Here is an 18,520-nt window from a genome sequence, read left to right as displayed (position 1 = left end):
CGACTTGAAGCTTATCTAAGCCAGGTTGCCTCAACATATCTGCCGCCCCTGAACGACCAAGCCTTGATGCCTTCTGGTTTTTCGGACTTGCCAACGATAACGGCTATTGGGTGCGGCAGATCCTGCGTGTAACGCGCAGCAAATCTGGAGAAACTTCCTATGTCTGCCGGAGAAATCACCGGAACAGATTGGGGATGCGTATGCCAATAGCCCACCAGACGTAACCCTTGTTCGTTGGCAGCTTGGATCTCCTGACGGCACCGCTCCGCATCCAACTCTAGCCAAGACCAGCCTGACCGATCGGCGCGATGAGGCAACGTGGCCACGGCCAGCAGCAACCCTTTCGGATTAACCGGGTTGACGAATAACTGTCCCCCTCGCTCCACGCCAAAAAGGCCCTGCCGATGACTATCCAAGATGTCCGCGACAGCTTGCGACACCAATAGCTCGGAATCCACCTCCGCCCATCGCCAGCGCCAAGCGATATCCGTCATACCATTTCATCCTTAGGTTCCGGCCATCCGCGCTCGAGTAGGAGTTGCTGCGCCCCCTCTGGCAGTTTGGGCCCACGGTATTGGCCTCCTAGGCTCGGCACATCTTCAGGCCTGTAGATACTGCTGACCCAAGATGCAGTGGCAATGTTGCCGGTCAATGCGCGTAAAGCCGTGTGCGACACCATAGAGGCAATATTGGTCATCCCCAGTGATCCGCCTGGAATAAAGCTCTCCCCACACGCCGGCAGTGGAACCACACCGCCTCCCGGCCACTCTGTAAACTTATGAAGAAAATCGCCGATGTTCGTGAATAAATGACGGCCATCAAAGGTACCGGCTGGTGCGAATAGCGCGTGGCCTACCTGGGTATACGGTTCGCTCCAGGCTTGTAAAAGTCCCCAAGAAGCGCCGCTGGATTTGGCTCGCCATACAGTGACCTCCGACTGCCAGTCTGCTGTCGTGATCACCACAAGATCTGCGTTATCGAACACTTCTGGTTTGCTGCTCATCACTACTTCGGCGAAAGTCGAATAAGCGGTGCACTCTGTAGTCGGAAGATCTAACAGAATCTTGTCCCTCAACGCTGAGGCTTTCAGCCTCCCTAGGCTATCCGCTCCCAGAACGTGCCTACCCAGATTGGCTGACACCAGAGTGTCAGGATCGATGAGGGTAAGGTGGCCAACACCGGAGCGTGCCAATTGTATTGCCACCGCACTGCCTAGCGAGCCAACACCAACGCAAACTACCCGAGCATTTTCGAGGCGCTGTGCTGTGCCGCTTATATCGCGGGACAGAATGGACGCTCGATCAAGCACGTCCAGGGTAGTTGCTCGGACGAGCGCCGGTGGATGTGCATTTGCGATAGCTGGCCGGCGCCGCGCTGTACGCAGGCCAAACTTTGCCCCCCGCTCCTGCTGTACGCCGAGCGAGCGTACATTTAGGCAATATGTTGGAGCATCTGCCCCTCCTGGAAGCTCCAGAACAATCCATCGACTCGCCAACGTTCCATTCAGCTCAAACCATGCCAGCAATTGCTCGGCATCGTCGGGTTTAAGGTGGGGCGTTAGCCACGGCAATAAATCTTCTGGATCCGGGGTGCGGATATCCGGATAAGTCTGAAGCTTGACGTAAAAACCGGGAGTTTCGGCCGCGCGAATGACAGCGGAACGCCCGACAACCCGTCGGTAATGCCCTTTGAGTGCAGCTACGTTCGATGCTAACCAAACCGTTTCCTGACCGGATGGCACAGCCCGGCGCGGATCGCTGAGCGCAAACAACTGCGAGGCAGCCTGAGGTCGATCCAACAGTAAGAGGTTCTGGAATGACTGACCGTGCTGAAAAGACCAGTAGGTAGTGATCTCATTCTGAAATTCGATATCGCGCGTTGCCTGGCTTGATCCCATCTTGGACAACGAAACGATCTGTGCCAAGCGAGCAAGGCTGTCCTCTACCACAACCTCCGAGGAACCCATGATGGGGCGCTCCTGAAAGCCATGAAGGCAAAGCCCCGACTTGGTGGCATGCGGCCAAACCAGCCATGGAGAGGGTTCGACGTTCAGCCGCAAAAGCCCACGGGGAAAGTTGGAGGGGAAACCAATACGCAGTCGCCGCTCCTGCCCCGTGTAATCGATGGGCAAGGGAAAGTGAAAGGACGCCGCTTCGTCAGCCCGCATGGGTGCGGGCTGGAGCAATGCATCGGCAGCGTCCTGACCTAGGGCATTTCGCAGTGCGACGATTCCGCGCTGCAATGGCGTCGTAATAGGATCAGCCAAGGCGTCCAACTGGCTTTACGCTCGACTGAGACGTTCCGCCACCGCTGGCCCCTCCGAAGAGCGAACCCATCGAAGCAGAGTTTCGAGTAGTGCCATCCGGTCGGCCGGGCATGGTCCAATTCGCAGGGATCTCATTGTTCACTGCCGTAATGAGCGCCGGTGCAATACCGAAATTCTTTTTCACTGCCTCGGCGAAGGAATCGTTGGATTCAAAACTTTCCAAACCCAGAGACACAGATGCACTGGCGTCCGCATGCCACTTGGCAAATGCTTGGCGATAACCTTGTCCCTCGCCCGGTCGATTCCACTTCTCTGCAAAGTTTTCGCCGTTATCGGCAGGGTTGCAGACAAAGCAATCGCTACCTCTTTGCGCGATGTGCTGCGGCATTCTGCGAACGATTTCCAAAATTGCATCGAGCGGCGCCAAGGGCTTCGACTGCGATTCCTTCACGACATCCAGGTATGCGTGAGTCGCCAAAGTGGTTATGACAGCGGATATGGGGCGAGTATCAGCGCTCCTTGTGTTGATGGCCCATTCATCGCGATGCCGCTTGAGCAGTTTTATGGTCGCACGCAGGGGATCTTGATCGATGTAATCCTGATAATGCGGCAAAGGATCTTGTGTCGCGGCATCGAGCATCCGCTGGCTTTTGGCAATTACCAAGCTTTCAAGAGAGATTTCCTGGGCAGAGGCAACCTGTAACCAATTCGAGTAAGGGATAGGGCTGCTTGCTTTCCACCCTGTGACCCGATCCGGAACCTCCAGCTTACCCTCGCCGTTTGCTTCGCCATTTCCGTTGATCGCGCGGGCAGGTGTGACATCAATGTGGAAACCTGGATTTTCGTCGGCATAAACGATCCGGATGCCACGACGTAATTGCTTAACTTCTTCTTGAACGCGGGAGCCCTCCCTAAAACGCTGCTCAATCACTTCTAGAACTTCCTTCGCACTAGCGCCTTGAGCGTGAGGGAGCCAGATAATCGCGTCCGCATCAATGGTGTCCAGATCCGCAGGCGCACCGGGGATTGGCTTGATGGTCGTTTTCAGCCGCATCGAGCCTTGAACGAAGATATGGGCCTCAGCGAGCAGCGGGTTGTCGGATGCCGAGAGGATTTTTTCCAGTTGGGAGTAGCGGTCATTGATTTTTTCGTACTGCGCTTCCGACAGCGAGATTTCCCGCGCGGCGCGAAGCAGAAAATATTCCCAACTGCTGCGCTTGGTCTGTTCGTTGCTCAATAGCATCTACCTAGCCTCCTGGGCCACCGAGCCCAATTGCAGTGTTTGCGTAAACCGATCTTGGTTTTCTTTGTCCCGATCGAAGATCAGGTACGTATGTTGGTGCTGCGTTGTGAGCAACGCGCCAAACTCGATGGCCAATGCAGCAGGAATAGCGGCGAAGACGTGGATAGGGGTAGGAGTCAGAGCTTCAAGCTGGCTCAGTCGTATTTGAAGTGCGTCACGAAAGGCATGAATCACCCGACGGTTTTGTACCATCGCATAGCTTGGCTCTGGGATCGACAGCTCTGCTATACGTGCACCGGGCAGAGCGTCGATCACGTCTCGAACTGGAACTTGCGCAGAAATGGAGAGCACTAGCGCCAGTGGCCCGTCGCCGTCGGAGGGAGGTGTAAACAAAAAAACGGGCGGCTCAGCGGACTGATCGGGCCAGCGCAAAAGATGCTCGCGATGAAAGGAGAAGATCAAGCGCTTGGAACGGTCGCCGATACTCTGGCCCAACATCATCAAAGCCGGAATGTCGGCCAAGCCTACCACTGCTAGCGCGGGCGAGTCTCCATAGGTGCCGCCGCGACGCTTGAGTTGCTGCTCCAGCTCATACTGGACACTGTCTTTGATGTTCTGCCAATAGGTCGCGTCCCTACCTCGCGGTCCGGGTGCAGGGAAAGTGATTTTGATGCCTTGATCGAAGGCGATAAATCCCTCAGCAGACATCGCAGTCAACAGATCGCGAACGGGAATATCGGTGACAGTCTGGAAATGCTGACTCTGGACGATGAGAGGAATGGCTCTGCCACCATCGGGGGTCGTTGCGGCGAGTCGGATGCGTTCCATGTACGCTTGGTGTAAACCACTCAAATCATTTTCAGGGTAACCATCTGCGTCACGATCAATTTTGTCATGACAGCCTGGGCACAGGAGCATCAGGTTAGCGGTATCGTTGGTATGCGCCTCAGCGTCATGATCTGCGCGGCCCCGAGGCCCCTTCGGACTGGCGGGTAGGATATGCGCCACTTCGCCCCATTTCATCGGTTTGCCGGCACGATAGTCGAACGTTAGATCTGTACCACACAGTTCACAATGACCAGCGGCCTGTATCCACACGATCCGCTTCGTCTCATCATTCGTGTTAAAGCGCCCGCTCGCGACTTTAGCGTCTTCTTGCTCTGCCATTTCGACCTACCCCCGAGAAACATCCATGAAAAAAACGATGATGGCCAGATAAAATCATCTTAAGGTCATTCACCCCAAATACAAGAAAGATCTGAGAGTGGCGGAGGCTGAATCGTCTTAAGCACCAAGGTCGTATTTGACCCCAACGGAAGGGGGAATGGCGGCGCCGTTTTATGGTAAATGCGACTTATTAAGAGCGCTGACCACAGCGTATGTACTGAAATTAGCGAGTTTATGTGAAAGAGATAAACTCGCTAATTTGCGTACACGTCTCTTCAGTGATCGCACAATTCCTGTCTTAAGCTTGTCTGCTCCGTCTTAGAATATACCGAAGAGGTGATCTCGTACCCTCGAGCCCCATAGCTAGGAAAAGCGAAGCAGCCGGTATGCGCGCCGTTTGAAAATGCATCAGTCGCTCTTTCCGGCCGTTCAGAGATGTCAGCCAATGGCTGTAAGCATGAAGCTTAGGCATTGGTCGAGTAACGATTTGAGCCGTTCCCAGCCATGGATAAGCTTAGATGATTTCGTATCTAGTACGTACATGTCGCTCGGGGAGGACTCGTCGCTAGCCGCTGGCAAGCCATGGTTCGTGTCCCTCCCACCTACGAAGTAAGCGTAATACATTCTGGATTACCAACAGGCTCCCACCTCACCGCGAATACAGCCACCCACGTATTGGCTCGGCGGACATCATTAGCTTCGCAGTTGCGTCAAAAAAGGCGTTTCGTTGGACCGATACGATCTGAGCGCAGATTGCGTGTGAATACCCGGTGCGCTGCGGATCATAAGGCTCCCATGAACGTTAAGGTAGCAAACAAGATCTGCACATCAGCTGACACGCGCTCCAAATAAAGGCAATTTTAAAAAAGCAGATTTACATTACAAAATTGTAATTTTCTGATCATGTCCACGTTATCTCCAGATTGCAACGATACAGCTCGGCGACGATGCGGGAGGCACATCCTGCTTTCTGTAAACAATAATTCCAGCCGAAGAGCTTTCTAGTTCTGCCGAACCTAAGGAGTGATGTATGAATAACAACACGAAATTTTCGATGGCCGCGTTGGCGATCGTTGTCAGTTCTGGCCCGTCCACGGTATTTGCGGAAGAAAAGGCCGAAGGATTTGTGGAAGGCAGCAGCCTTACTGTTCTCAACCGAAACTATTACTTCAATCGTGATCATCGCAACGGCCAATCGAGTGCAACGGGCAACGGTTACTCCGAGGCCTGGGCACATGCCATCATTAGTAAATTCGAGTCCGGGTTTACTCAGGGCACTGTGGGTTTCGGTGTTGACGCGTTCGCCATGATCGGATTGAAACTCGACACAGGTGACGGGCGTAATGGTGGCCGTAGTTCGTTCGATGTACTACCGGTCAATAGTGATGGGCAGGCTAGAGACGAATATACTAAAATTGGAGGTGCAGCAAAAATTCGCGCCTTTGACACGGTAGTAAAGGTCGGCGACGTATTCCCATCTAACCCAGTCGTTGCCGCTGGTGACTCCAGACTTCTACCAGAAAGTTTCACAGGCGTAACGGCGACAAACACCAGCTTTGACGGATTGACTGTTCAGGCGGGCCGCCTTCACGCTATGAGCCAGCCAACTTCCAGCAATATGCGCGACAATTTCGCGACATTTTATGCCGGACCTGTTAATTCACCGTGGGTCGGCTACTTTGGCGGTGACTACAATCTGAACAAGAATGTGATCGTTAGCCTCTACTCCAGCCGCCTTAAAGACGCCTGGAATCAATATTATGCCGGCACGGGATTAAACTATTCGCTTTCGGATGAACTCTCCGTATTCGGCGGCTTGAACTACTACAAAGCCGTCGACGAAGGCAAAAAATTGCTAGGTGAATTCAACAATAATATTTGGAGTGCTAAAGTCGGCGTGAAGTATGGCGCACACTCTGTCGCATTGTCTCACCAACGAAACAATGGTAACGACGACTTCGACTACCTCCGCCAATCGGATTCCATTTTTCTCGACAACTCAATCCAATACAGCGATTTCAACTCGCCTAAAGAGCGTTCATGGATGGTCCGATACGACTTGGATATGACGACATATGGCGTGCCAGGACTGTCGTTTATGACACGTTACGCCCGTGGCACCGATGCCGATTACTCCAACGCTAATGGAACCTACATGCGACGGGATGCAGAGGGAAATCCGCTGACCGATCAGAAACGCTGGGAACGCGATATTGAGGTGAAATATGTCGTTCAGACCGGATCTTTGAAGGACATGTCTTTCCGCCTGCGCCAAGCAAACACTCGTGCTACAGCGTTTGAATCTGACCTTGATGAAGTACGTGTGATTGTTGAGTATCCATTAGCTGTCATGTGACATCGAACGGGATGACTCGCTGTGCGAGCGTCCCGTCCTTCGAAAAGTTACAGAAATGTCATTTTTCAATCATCTTCACGTTAGGTTATGTTTTTTATACTTATCGTGAGTTGATAGAATCTTAGCTAGCGCATCTGGCTGGGGTTCTATGGATGAGTAGCTAGATTGTGAAAATCCAAACTCAATGCTGTTCAGTTGTCATATCCATTCACCTTTGGAAGCTCCTTTGCTCCTTTGGTAAGGTGAATTTTGAGACGCCCTTCGGGGCGTCTTTTTTTGCCTTTCAGAACTCGAACAAACAAAAACGCCCGACACCTTTGACTAACGAAGCGGGTCGCGCGTTTAATTGTCATATGACAGCGCAGGTATTAACCGCCTCGCCTACGGCAGTCTCCAGCTACAGTGTAAGTGATCGTGTTTAGTTGCCCTACGGAGTCTTCATAAGTCATTGCGGCCGGCACTACTGCGCAGATTTTCGCAGGCCGCACCACACTGATCACCTTTACCACATCCACCTTCATTCCATATTCATATCGCTTCGGTACCGGCGCGCTTTTTCCTTGGCTGACTGCGTACTTCTCCATAGCTTTGGTGTTGGCAGCCATCATTTTTTCGAAAGCCTTATCTCCTCCCCCCTCTGCAAACACGCTTGACGAGACAGCTAAAACTCCGAACAAAGCTAAAATGTTGATAGATTTCATATTCAGCACCTCAACTAATACAGTCAAGATAATATCAGGCTAATGATTGCGACCGGGTGGCGCTAAAATTACAAGTATGTAATCAAACCGGCAAAAAAAACCCGCCACTAGGAGCCTAGGGGCGGGCTGATTCCAAACTGCATGGCTACGCTTACTTAGCCTTCTCATTCTTTTCGTCACTTGACACCACTGAGGCATTTTTTCCTTGTTTCGCCACATACTTCTCCATTGCCAGATCTTTTGCCGCCATCATCTTCTCGAATGTTCTGTCTCCACCGCCTTCCGCCATAGCGAATGAAGAAAGGGCCAAAGCGCCCGCAACAGCAAAGATTTTAGTAAGTTTCATTCTGACACCTCATATAGATAACGCTATTAGGGTATCAATGCGAACCTATCATCACGGTGGCGCTCAGATTACATATTCGTAATCGTTCCTGGTATAAAAAACCCGCTGATGAACAACCGCAGCGGGCTCAAAACCAAAAGAACTATTGGGTTGTTATTCTCCCTTCTGCGGGTTCATCTTCATCGTGGCGGTGCACCCATTGATAGAGCGCAGGCAGTATTAACAGCGTTAATGCAGTCGAGGACAGGATGCCCCCAATCACAACGGTGGCCAGTGGTCGTTGAACCTCTGCCCCGGTGCCAGTGGCCAGAGCCATAGGTATAAAGCCGAGGGAAGCCACCAAAGCTGTCATCAATACCGGACGAAGCCGCGTGAGGGCTCCTTCATTGATAGCAGAATTTAACGAATACCCCCGCTCTCGAAGATTGCGAATGAACGCTATCATCACCAAACCGTTCAGCACCGCAACCCCCGACAAAGCAATGAAACCAACACCCGCCGAGATCGATAGCGGGATGTCACGTAGCCACAAAGCCATGACCCCTCCAGTCAACGCGAATGGAATACCGGTGAATACCAGGAGGCCGTCCTTGAGATTGTTGAACATCATGAAAAGCAGGGCAAATACAAGGAGCAGGGCCACCGGGACAACGATTTGGAGACGTTTCGCAGCCGACTGGAGTTGCTCAAATTGCCCACCCCAGTTAGTCCAATAACCAGCCGGCACCTGTACCTCTCGATCAATAGCGCTGCTGGCCTCTTGAACAAAAGAGCCTATATCCCGACCTCGCACGTTAGCGCTTACGATTACCAGACGCTTACCATTTTCGCGACTGACCTGGTTCGGCCCAAGCACCAGATCGAGAGTTGCCACTTCTGAGAGGGCAATAAAACCAATCTGTTCTGCATTGCCATTGACCAGCGCCGGTACTGGAATCAGCAACGTAGACAACCCTTCAATGTCCTTGCGCATGGCATCGGATAAACGCACAACCATATCGAAACGACGGTCTCCTTCATACATCGTACCCGCTTGGCGACCACCAACCGCTACCGCTATGGTGTCCTGTACATCACCAACATTCAGGCCATAACGCGCGGCCTTGTCACGGTCGATGTTAATGGTAAGTACTGGTAGCCCTGTGGTCTGCTCGACTTTGACCTCTGAAGCTCCTTCGACCTTCTGCATAGAGGCAGCGATTTTCGCAGCTGTGCTGTTAAGCACTACCATGTCATCACCGAAGACCTTAACGGCTACGTCACTGCGCACGCCTGATATCAGCTCGTTGAAACGCAATTGAATTGGCTGCGAAAGCTCATAGTTGCTGCCGGGCATCGCGGCCGTAGCCTTTTGAATATCCGCGACTAACTCATCCCGGGATTTGTTCGGGTCAGGCCATTGATCCTTAGGCTTAAGCATCACATAGCTGTCAGAGATATTCGGCGGCATTGGATCGGAGGCAATCTCTGCGGTACCGGTACGAGCAAAAACTCGCTCGACTTCAGGCACTTTTGCCAGCACTAGCTTTTCCAAACGCTGCTGCATTTCTACCGATTGCGTCAGACTGGTGCCCGGCACGCGTAGTGCTTGCAGGGCAAAATCCCCTTCGCTGAGGCTCGGTACAAACTCACTTCCCATTCGACTGGCGACAACCCCGCACACTGCAATGAGGCCTAGTGCCATGGCAAAGGCTACTGATCGGTGGTTCATGACCCAATCCAGCGCAGGTGCATACATCCGACGCGCGCCACGCATGATCACGTTCTCTTGTTCCTTGACCTTGCCAGTTACGAACATGGCAATCGCCGCAGGAACAAAGGTAACGGACAGCAGCATGGCGCCCAGCAGGGCAATTACGACTGTAAACGCCATGGGGTGGAACATTTTCCCTTCAACACCGGTCAGGGCAAAAATCGGGAGATACACGACCATGATGATCAACTGACCGAAAATCAATGGGCGGCGCGCTTCCTTTGCCGCTGCAAACACTTCATGCATCCGTTCGGAACGTGTGAGGATACGTCCATGGTGCTGTTGTGCATGAGCCAAGCGCCGGATCGCGTTTTCGACAATCACCACCGCTCCGTCAACAATGATGCCGAAGTCCAACGCGCCGAGACTCATCAGGTTGGCGCTGACTTTGTTGGTGAACATACCGGTGAATGTGAACAGCATGGCCAAAGGAATAACCATGGCAGTGATCAATGCGGCGCGAATGTTGCCCAAGAACAGGAACAGAATTGCGATGACCAGGATCGCACCTTCAATCAGGTTCTTTTTGACCGTGGCAATCGCCTTGTCCACGAGATTGGTACGGTCGTATACCGTGACCGCCACCACCCCCTCAGGTAGTGACCGATTGACTTGCTCCAGTTTGGCGGCAACGGCCTGAGAGACGGTTCGGCTATTTTCACCGATCAACATGAACACAGTGCCAAGCACGACTTCACGACCGTTTTCGGTAGCGGCCCCCGTGCGCAGCTCACGGCCGATATCAACTGTTGCCACATTCTTGATGCGGATCGGCGTGCCATCGACGTTGGCCATCACGATGTTGGCAATGTCGTCGGTGGTTGCCACCTGCCCGGGAGCACGAATCAGGAGTTGTTCACCACTGCGTTCAATGTATCCGGCACCGACGTTGGCATTATTCCGTTCCAGCGCCGTCACAAGATCAGTCAGAGTCAGCTTGTACGCCGCCAAGCGTTTTGGATCGGGAGCAATTTGATATTCTTTGGCGAAACCACCAATGGTGTTGATTTCGGCGACGCCGGGAACGTTGCGCAACTGAGGTTTGATAATCCAATCCTGGATCACCCTCAAGTCGGTCGGGGTGTAAGGGCTGCCGTCCTCTTTAACGGCGCCTTCTTTTGCCTCGACTGTCCAGAGGAAAATCTCACCCAGGCCGGTAGAGATCGGCCCCATGACCGCTTCCACGCCCTCGGGTAATTGCTCCTTGGCCACCTGCAGTCGCTCATTGACCAATTGCCGGGCGAAAAACAGGTCGGTGCCTTCCTTGAATATCACGGTGACTTGCGACAGACCTGAGCGTGAGAGCGAACGCGTTTGCTCAAGAGCTGGCAAGCCGGCCATGGCGGTTTCGATGGGGAAGGTGATTCGCTGTTCTGTCTCCAGTGGCGAGAAACCTGCGGCACCCGTGTTGATCTGCACCTGGACGTTTGTAATGTCGGGTACTGCGTCGATCGGAAGTTTCTGATAGCTGGCGATGCCGAGGCCAGCCATGAGAAGAACCGCGAGCAGCACGATGATGCGTTGCTCGATTGCAAATTGGATCAGGCGTTCGAACATAAGAACCTTCTCGTGGAAATGGCGGATCAGTGGGAGTGTTCAGCCGAGGCTTTACCCAGCTCTGATTTCAGAATGAAGCTGCCGGCAGCAGCGACTTGAACACCGGGCTCCAGGCCCTCTGTGATCTCAACCAGACCCGCCGCACGACTGCCTATTTCCACCGGCTGCGCCTTAAATCCGTCATCAGTTCGAACGAAAACTGTCGGTTTATCCTCGACCGTCTGGATCGCCACTTCTGGCACCGCGACTTTCGTCTGCCGGGTATCGGTATCTACCAGCACGGTAACGAACAGTCCGGGACGCCAGGCGCCTTTCGGATTGGGTAGGGTCACGCGGACCGTGGCGGTACGGGTCAGCTCGCCCAACAAACTTCCTACGTAGGCCACGGTGCCGGTGACTTCGGCACTTAACTCTGGGGCATTGACGGTGACGGACTTGCCCACCAGCACCTTGTTCAAATCCTTGGGGGAGACGCCAAAAGTTACCCACACACGCGACAAGTCCGAGAGAGTGAAGGCATTGGTGGTTTCACTGACAACCTCACCAAGGCCCAAGTGTTTCTCAACCACGACGCCATCGAACGGCGCACGCAGCTCATACCGGTTGCCGCCGCTGGCTACCGAGCTGCCACTGAGTACGCTGATTTTTTGACGGGCATTGCTGAGGGCGATTTCAGCTTCTTGCAGAGCCTGACGGGCTTGAAGGAAATCTTGTTCGGCAGAGATTTTGTCTTGCCATAACTGTCGCTCACGCTCGTAGGTGGTACGCGCCAACTCCAGACGACGTTGCGCTGCGGCTTGCTCACTACGCTGATCAGAAATTTGCTGGCTGGCGATCACGGCTAGTAGCTGGCCTTTTTTCACCGGCTGGCCAAGATTGACATGTACCGACTCGACGACGCCAGGCACTCGGGGCACGACATGGGAAGTCCGGTCGTCATCGAACCGGACTTCTCCTGGGAAGGGCAATGACAGGCTGATGCTGTGTGCCTTTGCTTCGGCCAACTGGATGCCAGCCGCGCTAATCTGCTCCTCGCTAAGTGTCAGGTGACCTTCCTCCTCTTCGCCCTCGGCATGTTCGCCTACAGCTGTTGACCCACCGGCATCCTTGTTGCCGTCGTCATCGTGGCCATGCTCCTCATGAGGCTGAGCTTCGGCGGACGGTGCAGACGTTTTACCAACCCAGAATGAGCCGATTCCCATGCCCACCGTCAGGGTCAGCGCGATCACAAAGATTTGTTTTTTATCCATGGAAACTCCCTACGCAGCTCAATCGGGCAGTCACGGATTAGCGTGACAATGCAGTGCTGAGCAGCGGTACAAAAGCGTTATATGAAATTCACTGGGAACGAGTTAATTGAGTGACATCACCGAAAACTCGCTCAATGCGCACCCAGGCGTCTGTTGCCTCTGCAATGGCCTGGATGTATTGGTTACGTGCGCTGATCAACGTGCGCTGTGCATCGAGCACATCCAGGAAGTTGAACTTGCCCATTTCGAAACCTCGGGTCGCGGTGTCGACGGCATTTTGGGCGGCAGGCAGGATGGTTTGATTGAAAGAGGTAACTTCGGTGTTCGCCGTCATCCACTGATCCAGAGCGATCTGAATTTCTGTACGCAGGCGTAACTCGCTTGAATTGCGAAGGTCGCGGGCCTGATCGGCTCGGCGGGCTGCTGCCAGTACATTGCCTTGATTACGATTGAACAACGGAATGGGCATCGACAGCCCCACAACGTTCACACGCTCGCGTTCTCGTTCATCGTATTGACTGCCCACACTTACGGTGAGATCTGGAACACGCTGAGACTTCTCCAGATCAAGAGAAGCTTCACGCTGATCAATTTGTAGTTTTGCCAATCGTAATTCGGCAGTTTCACCGATGCGGTTGAGCAGCAGTGACGGTTCCGGAACGTTGGGCATTGGCCGGTCTGACTCACCGACGGATTTAAACGAAGGCAACGGTGCGCCCATTACGCGCGCAAGCTGCTGATAGGCATTTGCTTCGTCGCGCTCAGCACGCCGCAGTTCTAGGCGCACTTCAGATAACTGTACCTCTGCTCGTGTACCTTCGATGGGGGATGATTTACCACTATTAATCCGTCCTTGAGCAACACGAACACCGCGCTCGGCAAGCACAAGGGATTGACGCGATAAGAGCAATCTCTGCTGGGCCGTCGAGGCGCTAGAAAAGGCCTGGATGACTTCTGCACGTAGAATATTGCGTTTACGCTCCAATTCAATACTAGCCGCGTCTTGGGCTCGACTGGCAACGTCTATCCTAGCTCCGCGCTTGCCGCCAAGCTCAATCGGTTGGTTGATCATTACCGTCGTAGTGCGCGAGCTCCGTCGGGTATCTTCAGCTTCCCAAGAAAGCTCGGGGTTGGGAATCAAACCCGCTTGTTTTCGATCTCCTTGGCTGATACCAATTTCCCATTGTGCTGCCGCCAAATCGGGATTGTTAGCAAAGGCCGATTCCAGTGCCTGATCCATGGTCAGCGTCTGAGAAGACGAAACTGCGGCAAAACTGGTGTCTGCCATTAAGAACATACAACTCAAGCCTACAACTAGTAAGGACTTTTGTATGTTCAAGGGTGCAGTTAACTTTCTATGCGGACGCAATTTCATAGTTCCTTCAACGCCTATTCTCTATACGTAAATGTAAAGTTTTGCACTTATCAGCAAGGTGACTGAAAAATTACAAATACGTTATCCAACGATGCAGCTATTTTTTTTGCACTAGCATAGGAGGAATGAAAGATTCGAACGTGGGGGCAGCAATATGCCGAAACAAATACCAACCTGGTATCTGCCGAACAGCACTTGTCGATTTTGGTTAACCATGTGTGGCGCTTGCCCAGTGTTCGATTCAACGGTCAAAGTGCGACACGTTGTCGCAAGGAGTCGCTGTGATGGCTCAAGACCGGGGGTTTAAGCTTGACCCTGTAGCGGCTACAGGCTTTAAGATCATTATTTAATATCTAATGCCGGATATCGGTAAGCGCAAAAAATTAAATGGTTTCGAATTATATAATTCTTCTCAGAAAATAAAACAATAACACTTCTGACCCAACTGACTTCCTATTGAAGAGGGCGAAATATCATGCGAATCCTTGTAATTGAGGACGAGCCTAAAACTGCCGAATACTTGCATCAAGGGCTGACAGAAAGTGGCTATATAGTCGACCGTGCGGTAACCGGAGCAGATGGACTTCATCTTGCACGTCAACATGTCTATGATTTGGTGATACTCGACGTTAATCTTCCAGAACTTGATGGCTGGGGTGTTCTTGAACATCTGCGCCAAAGCAGCAATACCAGGGTGATGATGTTGACGGCCCGGGGACGGCTTGCGGACAAAATTCGCGGGCTCGATCTGGGTGCTGATGACTATCTGGTTAAACCGTTTGAGTTCCCAGAGCTGCTTGCCCGAGTACGAACCCTTATGCGTCGAAGTGAACACATTCCTGTACCGCAGGTACTCAAAGTAGCCGATCTGGAGCTCGATCAAGGGCGCCACCGTGCCTTTCGTGGCGCGCAGCGTATAGATTTGACGACCAAGGAGTTCGCGCTTCTGCATCTACTGATGCGTCAGACTGGAGAGGTACTCTCACGAACCCAAATCATCTCCTTAGTGTGGGATATGAATTTTGACTGCGACACCAACGTTGTAGAGGTTTCAATCCGTAGATTGAGGGCCAAAATTGACGATCCCTTTGATAACAAATTGATCCACACCCTTCGCGGGGTTGGTTATGTATTGGAGGCACGCGAATGAAGCCGGCGAGCCTGTCAATGCGACTAGGTTTGACGGTGAGTATCTTGGGGGCCTTGTTAGTGGTGTTTCTGGCTATATTGGCCTTTTTCGCGCTTACGCATGAGCTGGATAAATTGGCGAAACATAGTCTGGAAAAGAAAATGGAGCAGGTGGAACACAGCCTCTCATTTTACGAGGATATGGCGGAGGTGAACTCGAAACCGCACTCCTTGCTGGATCAAGTCATGGGGCACGACAATCTAAATTTGTCCATTTATGACCTGACAAACCTCAGGACGCCAGTACTAAAATTCGGAACTGGTTTATCGGATCCACGAATCGAATTGAAAGCTGCTAATGCCGCCATCGACAATCTCTCATATTCTTCAAATTCCGATAGTGAGGGTCGACACTTCCTCACCGCATACAAACTCATCCGATTGAAGAATGGTAAAAATGTCGCCGTTTTGCTGTCCATGGATAGTGCGAACGATGAAGCATTGCTCAGCGCGTATCTTCGATCGACGATCATTGCTCTACCGCTTTTACTGATACTCATTGGAATTAGCGCTTGGGCTGTGGTGCAACGAGGGCTCTCTCCCCTCAGAGAATTTCGAAAGGTCGCCGCCATGATCTCGGCCCAAGATCTCAGTCATCGTCTTTCAGTGGTCAAAATGCCTCAGGAACTGAGTGAACTGGCCCATGGTATCAATTTCATGCTCCACCGACTCGACAGTGGTATTCAGCAGCTGTCGCAGTTTTCCGATGACTTGGCCCACGAATTACGTTCCCCAATCACCAATTTGATGGGGAAGGCACAAGTGACACTATCTCGGGAGCGACCTGCAGAAGAGTACAAAGCGGTGTTGGAGTCTTGCACCGAAGAGTTGGGCCGAGTCACCCGGATCGTCTCGGATATGCTCTTCCTCGCTCAAGTCAGTCATCCAGCGGCGCTCGTCCCGTTCGAGACAATTACGTTAGAAGATGAAGCATTGAAGGTCGTCGATCTGTTTTCGCTGTCGGCGGAAGAAAAGCGCATCAGCCTAAGCGTCGCCGGAAACGGCAAGACCATTGGCGACAGGCTGATGATTCAGCGAGCAATATCGAATCTGCTGTCGAACGCTATACGCCACTGCCCGGCCGGCCAATCTATTTCAATTGTTATCGAAAGCCATGCCGAACGAGTCTCGCTACTTGTAGGCAATCCAGGCGCAGGAATCGAACCTCAGCATCTGACGCACTTGTTCGACCGTTTTTATAGAGTCGACACCAGTCGCTCCCGTGCGGAAGGTGGGACTGGTCTTGGCTTGGCGATTGTCAGATCGATCATGAGTCTTCATCAGGGAACAGCGGAGGTTCAGAGCATGCCTGGTAGCATTACTGTTTTCAGGCTGAACTTTCCAAACCTCGAGGGACAAACTTCCTGGCAGCAGGCAAGACGGGTTCAGGGGTGAGTTTCAATATCAAGCTTGCATAATCCGCACTCAAATCCCCCCATACCTCTAGAAATACTCTGGTGGTGTAGGGGGCTTCCCCTTACGTGCCCTACCATTGACATGGGCTGTTCGCGACGTATCTTACTAGTGCTGCATACCTTCGCTTTCTTCGAGCCCTTCATGAAATCGCGAATCCTCTAATTGAAGCGTCGTATGGCTAATATGGAACGCTTCGCTCATAAGGTGCGTTACTTCAGCTAATATTTCCTGCTCGGTGCGGGAGAAACGTTGGACGACAAGGTGTGCACTCATGACATTCTTGCCGCTGGTCAAAGCCCAGATATGCAAATCATGAATATCTTCAACGCCTTCAACCGCCCTTATTCTTAGCTCCACTTCAGCGATATCGATGCCCTCTGGAACCCCTTGCAACAGGATATTCATGCTTTCTTTAAGCAAGATCCAAGTTCTGGGAAGGACCCATAACCCAATAGCTGCGGCAACGATCGCGTCAACCCAAATCCATCCGGTAAAGCGAATGATCAATGCGGCTCCTATCACGCCTATGGAGCCTAGCATGTCACTCCAAACCTCCAGATAAGCACCTTTGACGTTAAGACTTTCGTCACTGGCAGACATCAGCAAGCGCATTGAGACAAGGTTCACAACTAGCCCAATCACTGCCACGATCAGCATGCCTATCGATTCTATTTCTGTCGGAGTTTTAAACCGCTGGTAGGCCTCGTATAGGATGTACACCGCCACCATGAACAACAGAATCGCGTTGAAAGCAGCTGCGAGAATCTCAAATCGTGCATATCCGAATGTCCTTTTTTTATCCGCAGCGCGCTTGGCGATCTGAATAGCGACCAATGAAATAGCTAATGCAGTGGAATCGGTCAGCATATGAGCTGCGTCCGATAACAACGCCAAGCTGCCGGTAATGAAAGCCCCAATGACCTCTGAAATCATAAAACTCGTCGTTAACGCTAGAGCGATCCACAGTTTTTTCTCATGTCCTGCACGTGCTTGACCGTGACTATGACCAGCGCTCATATGTCTCTCCATGGGTGTAAGCGGATGCGACAACGACTCAGACCGCGCATGAGGATCAATCTTCATTCAGAAGAGTTTCCAGCTCTTGAGAAAGAGGCATCACCTGAAAAGAACTGACCCGGGCACGACCAGCATTCCCCGAAGGCACTCATACTTTAGAAAATAGCAGTGCAGCGATAACTCGTGTTATTTGTCCCAGGATCTCCCGAGGATCATGTGTCTTGACGCCCACGTACAGCATCAAGACGTGTGACTTTGCACGTAGCAAAGTGCGGCGTTGTGAGAGGATGTGGGTACGTTCAAGCCAATAGTAAGCGCGCCCATAATCTCGGGACAGAATCGCCACCCGAGCTTCGTCGAAGCCCTCAAGAATTGCCCTATGCAAAATCTCTTTCAGCTTGGGCTCCAACTATTTTCAGGGTAACCATCTGCGTCACGATCAATTCTGTCATGACAGCCTGGGCAGAGGAGCATCAGGTTGGCAGTATCGTTTGTGTGCGCCTCAGCATCATGATCCGCACGTCCCCGAGGCCCCTTGGGACTGGCGGGTAGGATATGCGCCACTTCGCCCCATTTCATTGGCTTGCCGGCACGATAGTCGAACGTTAGATCTGCGCCGCACAGTTCACAATGACCAGCGGTCTGTGTCCATACGATCCGCTTCGTCTCATCATTCGTATTAAAGCGCCCACTCGCAGGCTTTGCGTCTTCTTGTTCTGCCATTCCGACCTACCCCCCGAGAAACATCCATGATCGAAAACGATGACGGCAAGATAAGATCATATTAAGGTCATTTGCCTCAATTTCAAGAGAGATATCAGGGTGACGAATGCTAAGTCGGCTTTGAGCAGGGTGCTTTTTTTGGCTCATCGAAACGCAGTGATG

At 52.4% G+C, this 18,520-nt stretch carries 14 protein-coding genes and 1 pseudogene; 3 read left to right on the top strand and 12 right to left on the bottom strand.

All coding sequences use genetic code 11. From position 1 onward, the window contains the following. Positions 1-11: 11 nt before the first annotated feature. The 4 genes from ACFZPT_RS00835 to ACFZPT_RS00820 are packed head-to-tail and all read right to left on the bottom strand — an operon-like array spanning position 12 to position 4,676. Positions 12-494, bottom strand: a complete 483-nt coding sequence (locus tag ACFZPT_RS00835; RefSeq protein WP_024014890.1) for a Mov34/MPN/PAD-1 family protein — start codon at positions 492-494, stop codon at positions 12-14. Then, positions 491-2,275 carry a ThiF family adenylyltransferase gene (locus ACFZPT_RS00830; protein WP_024014891.1) on the bottom strand — a complete coding sequence of 595 codons (1,785 nt, stop codon included), beginning with the start codon at positions 2,273-2,275 and terminating at the stop codon, positions 491-493. Before ACFZPT_RS00830 ends, ACFZPT_RS00835 begins: the two co-directional genes overlap by 4 nt. Beyond that, positions 2,259-3,509: a nucleotidyltransferase gene (locus ACFZPT_RS00825; protein WP_024014892.1), complete on the bottom strand. Its 1,251-nt coding sequence runs from the start codon at positions 3,507-3,509 to the stop codon at positions 2,259-2,261. The genes ACFZPT_RS00830 and ACFZPT_RS00825 overlap by 17 nt, the downstream gene beginning before the upstream one ends. Next, complete coding sequence (locus tag ACFZPT_RS00820) at positions 3,510-4,676, bottom strand: SAVED domain-containing protein (RefSeq protein ID WP_024014893.1); 1,167 nt, start codon at positions 4,674-4,676, stop codon at positions 3,510-3,512. It abuts the gene before it with no gap. A gap of 1,030 nt (positions 4,677-5,706) precedes the next feature. Between ACFZPT_RS00820 and ACFZPT_RS00815 the strand changes: the two genes are divergently transcribed. Next, entirely contained in the window at positions 5,707-7,032 is a 1,326-nt protein-coding gene (locus ACFZPT_RS00815) for an OprD family porin (protein WP_379554931.1), read from the top strand. Positions 7,033-7,400: 368 nt separating this feature from the next. Here ACFZPT_RS00815 and ACFZPT_RS00810 read toward each other — a convergent pair whose 3' ends face one another. From ACFZPT_RS00810 to ACFZPT_RS00790, 5 genes are all read right to left on the bottom strand, one after another. Further along, positions 7,401-7,733: a DUF2790 domain-containing protein gene (locus ACFZPT_RS00810; RefSeq protein ID WP_024014895.1), complete on the bottom strand. Its 333-nt coding sequence runs from the start codon at positions 7,731-7,733 to the stop codon at positions 7,401-7,403. A 151-nt stretch (positions 7,734-7,884) separates the two neighbouring features. Next, a complete protein-coding gene (locus ACFZPT_RS00805) occupies positions 7,885-8,079 on the bottom strand; it encodes a co-regulatory protein PtrA N-terminal domain-containing protein (RefSeq protein WP_024014896.1) in 195 nt (64 codons plus the stop codon). 142 nt (positions 8,080-8,221) lie between these two features. After that, on the bottom strand, positions 8,222-11,389 hold the full coding sequence (locus ACFZPT_RS00800; protein WP_024014897.1) for a CusA/CzcA family heavy metal efflux RND transporter: 3,168 nt from the start codon (positions 11,387-11,389) through the stop codon (positions 8,222-8,224). Between the two features lie 26 nt (positions 11,390-11,415). Next, positions 11,416-12,639 carry an efflux RND transporter periplasmic adaptor subunit gene (locus ACFZPT_RS00795; RefSeq protein WP_379554932.1) on the bottom strand — a complete coding sequence of 408 codons (1,224 nt, stop codon included), beginning with the start codon at positions 12,637-12,639 and terminating at the stop codon, positions 11,416-11,418. A gap of 88 nt (positions 12,640-12,727) precedes the next feature. After that, entirely contained in the window at positions 12,728-13,936 is a 1,209-nt protein-coding gene (locus ACFZPT_RS00790; protein ID WP_024014899.1) for a TolC family protein, read from the bottom strand. Between the two features lie 553 nt (positions 13,937-14,489). Here ACFZPT_RS00790 and ACFZPT_RS00785 point away from each other — a divergent pair. Both ACFZPT_RS00785 and ACFZPT_RS00780 read left to right on the top strand, forming a co-directional pair. Beyond that, positions 14,490-15,164 (top strand): heavy metal response regulator transcription factor, encoded by a 675-nt coding sequence (locus ACFZPT_RS00785; RefSeq protein ID WP_039593197.1) that lies wholly within the window; start codon positions 14,490-14,492, stop codon positions 15,162-15,164. Then, positions 15,161-16,597: a heavy metal sensor histidine kinase gene (locus ACFZPT_RS00780; protein ID WP_024014902.1), complete on the top strand. Its 1,437-nt coding sequence runs from the start codon at positions 15,161-15,163 to the stop codon at positions 16,595-16,597. Before ACFZPT_RS00785 ends, ACFZPT_RS00780 begins: the two co-directional genes overlap by 4 nt. A gap of 126 nt (positions 16,598-16,723) precedes the next feature. Here ACFZPT_RS00780 and ACFZPT_RS00775 read toward each other — a convergent pair whose 3' ends face one another. From ACFZPT_RS00775 to ACFZPT_RS00765, 3 genes and pseudogenes are all read right to left on the bottom strand, one after another. Beyond that, entirely contained in the window at positions 16,724-17,635 is a 912-nt protein-coding gene (locus ACFZPT_RS00775) for a cation diffusion facilitator family transporter (protein ID WP_024014903.1), read from the bottom strand. A gap of 55 nt (positions 17,636-17,690) precedes the next feature. Then, positions 17,691-18,020, bottom strand: a pseudogene (locus ACFZPT_RS00770) (DUF3703 domain-containing protein). Positions 18,021-18,028: 8 nt separating this feature from the next. Continuing rightward, positions 18,029-18,214 carry an HNH endonuclease signature motif containing protein gene (locus tag ACFZPT_RS00765; protein ID WP_230383560.1) on the bottom strand — a complete coding sequence of 62 codons (186 nt, stop codon included), beginning with the start codon at positions 18,212-18,214 and terminating at the stop codon, positions 18,029-18,031. Positions 18,215-18,520: the final 306 nt, after the last annotated feature.

The organism is Pseudomonas sp. MD330_10 (assembly GCF_042610415.1).
GTDB lineage: Bacteria > Pseudomonadota > Gammaproteobacteria > Pseudomonadales > Pseudomonadaceae > Aquipseudomonas > Aquipseudomonas rhodesiae.
Note: the sequence above shows the minus strand (reverse complement) of the source record. Positions and strands in the feature narration are given on the sequence as shown.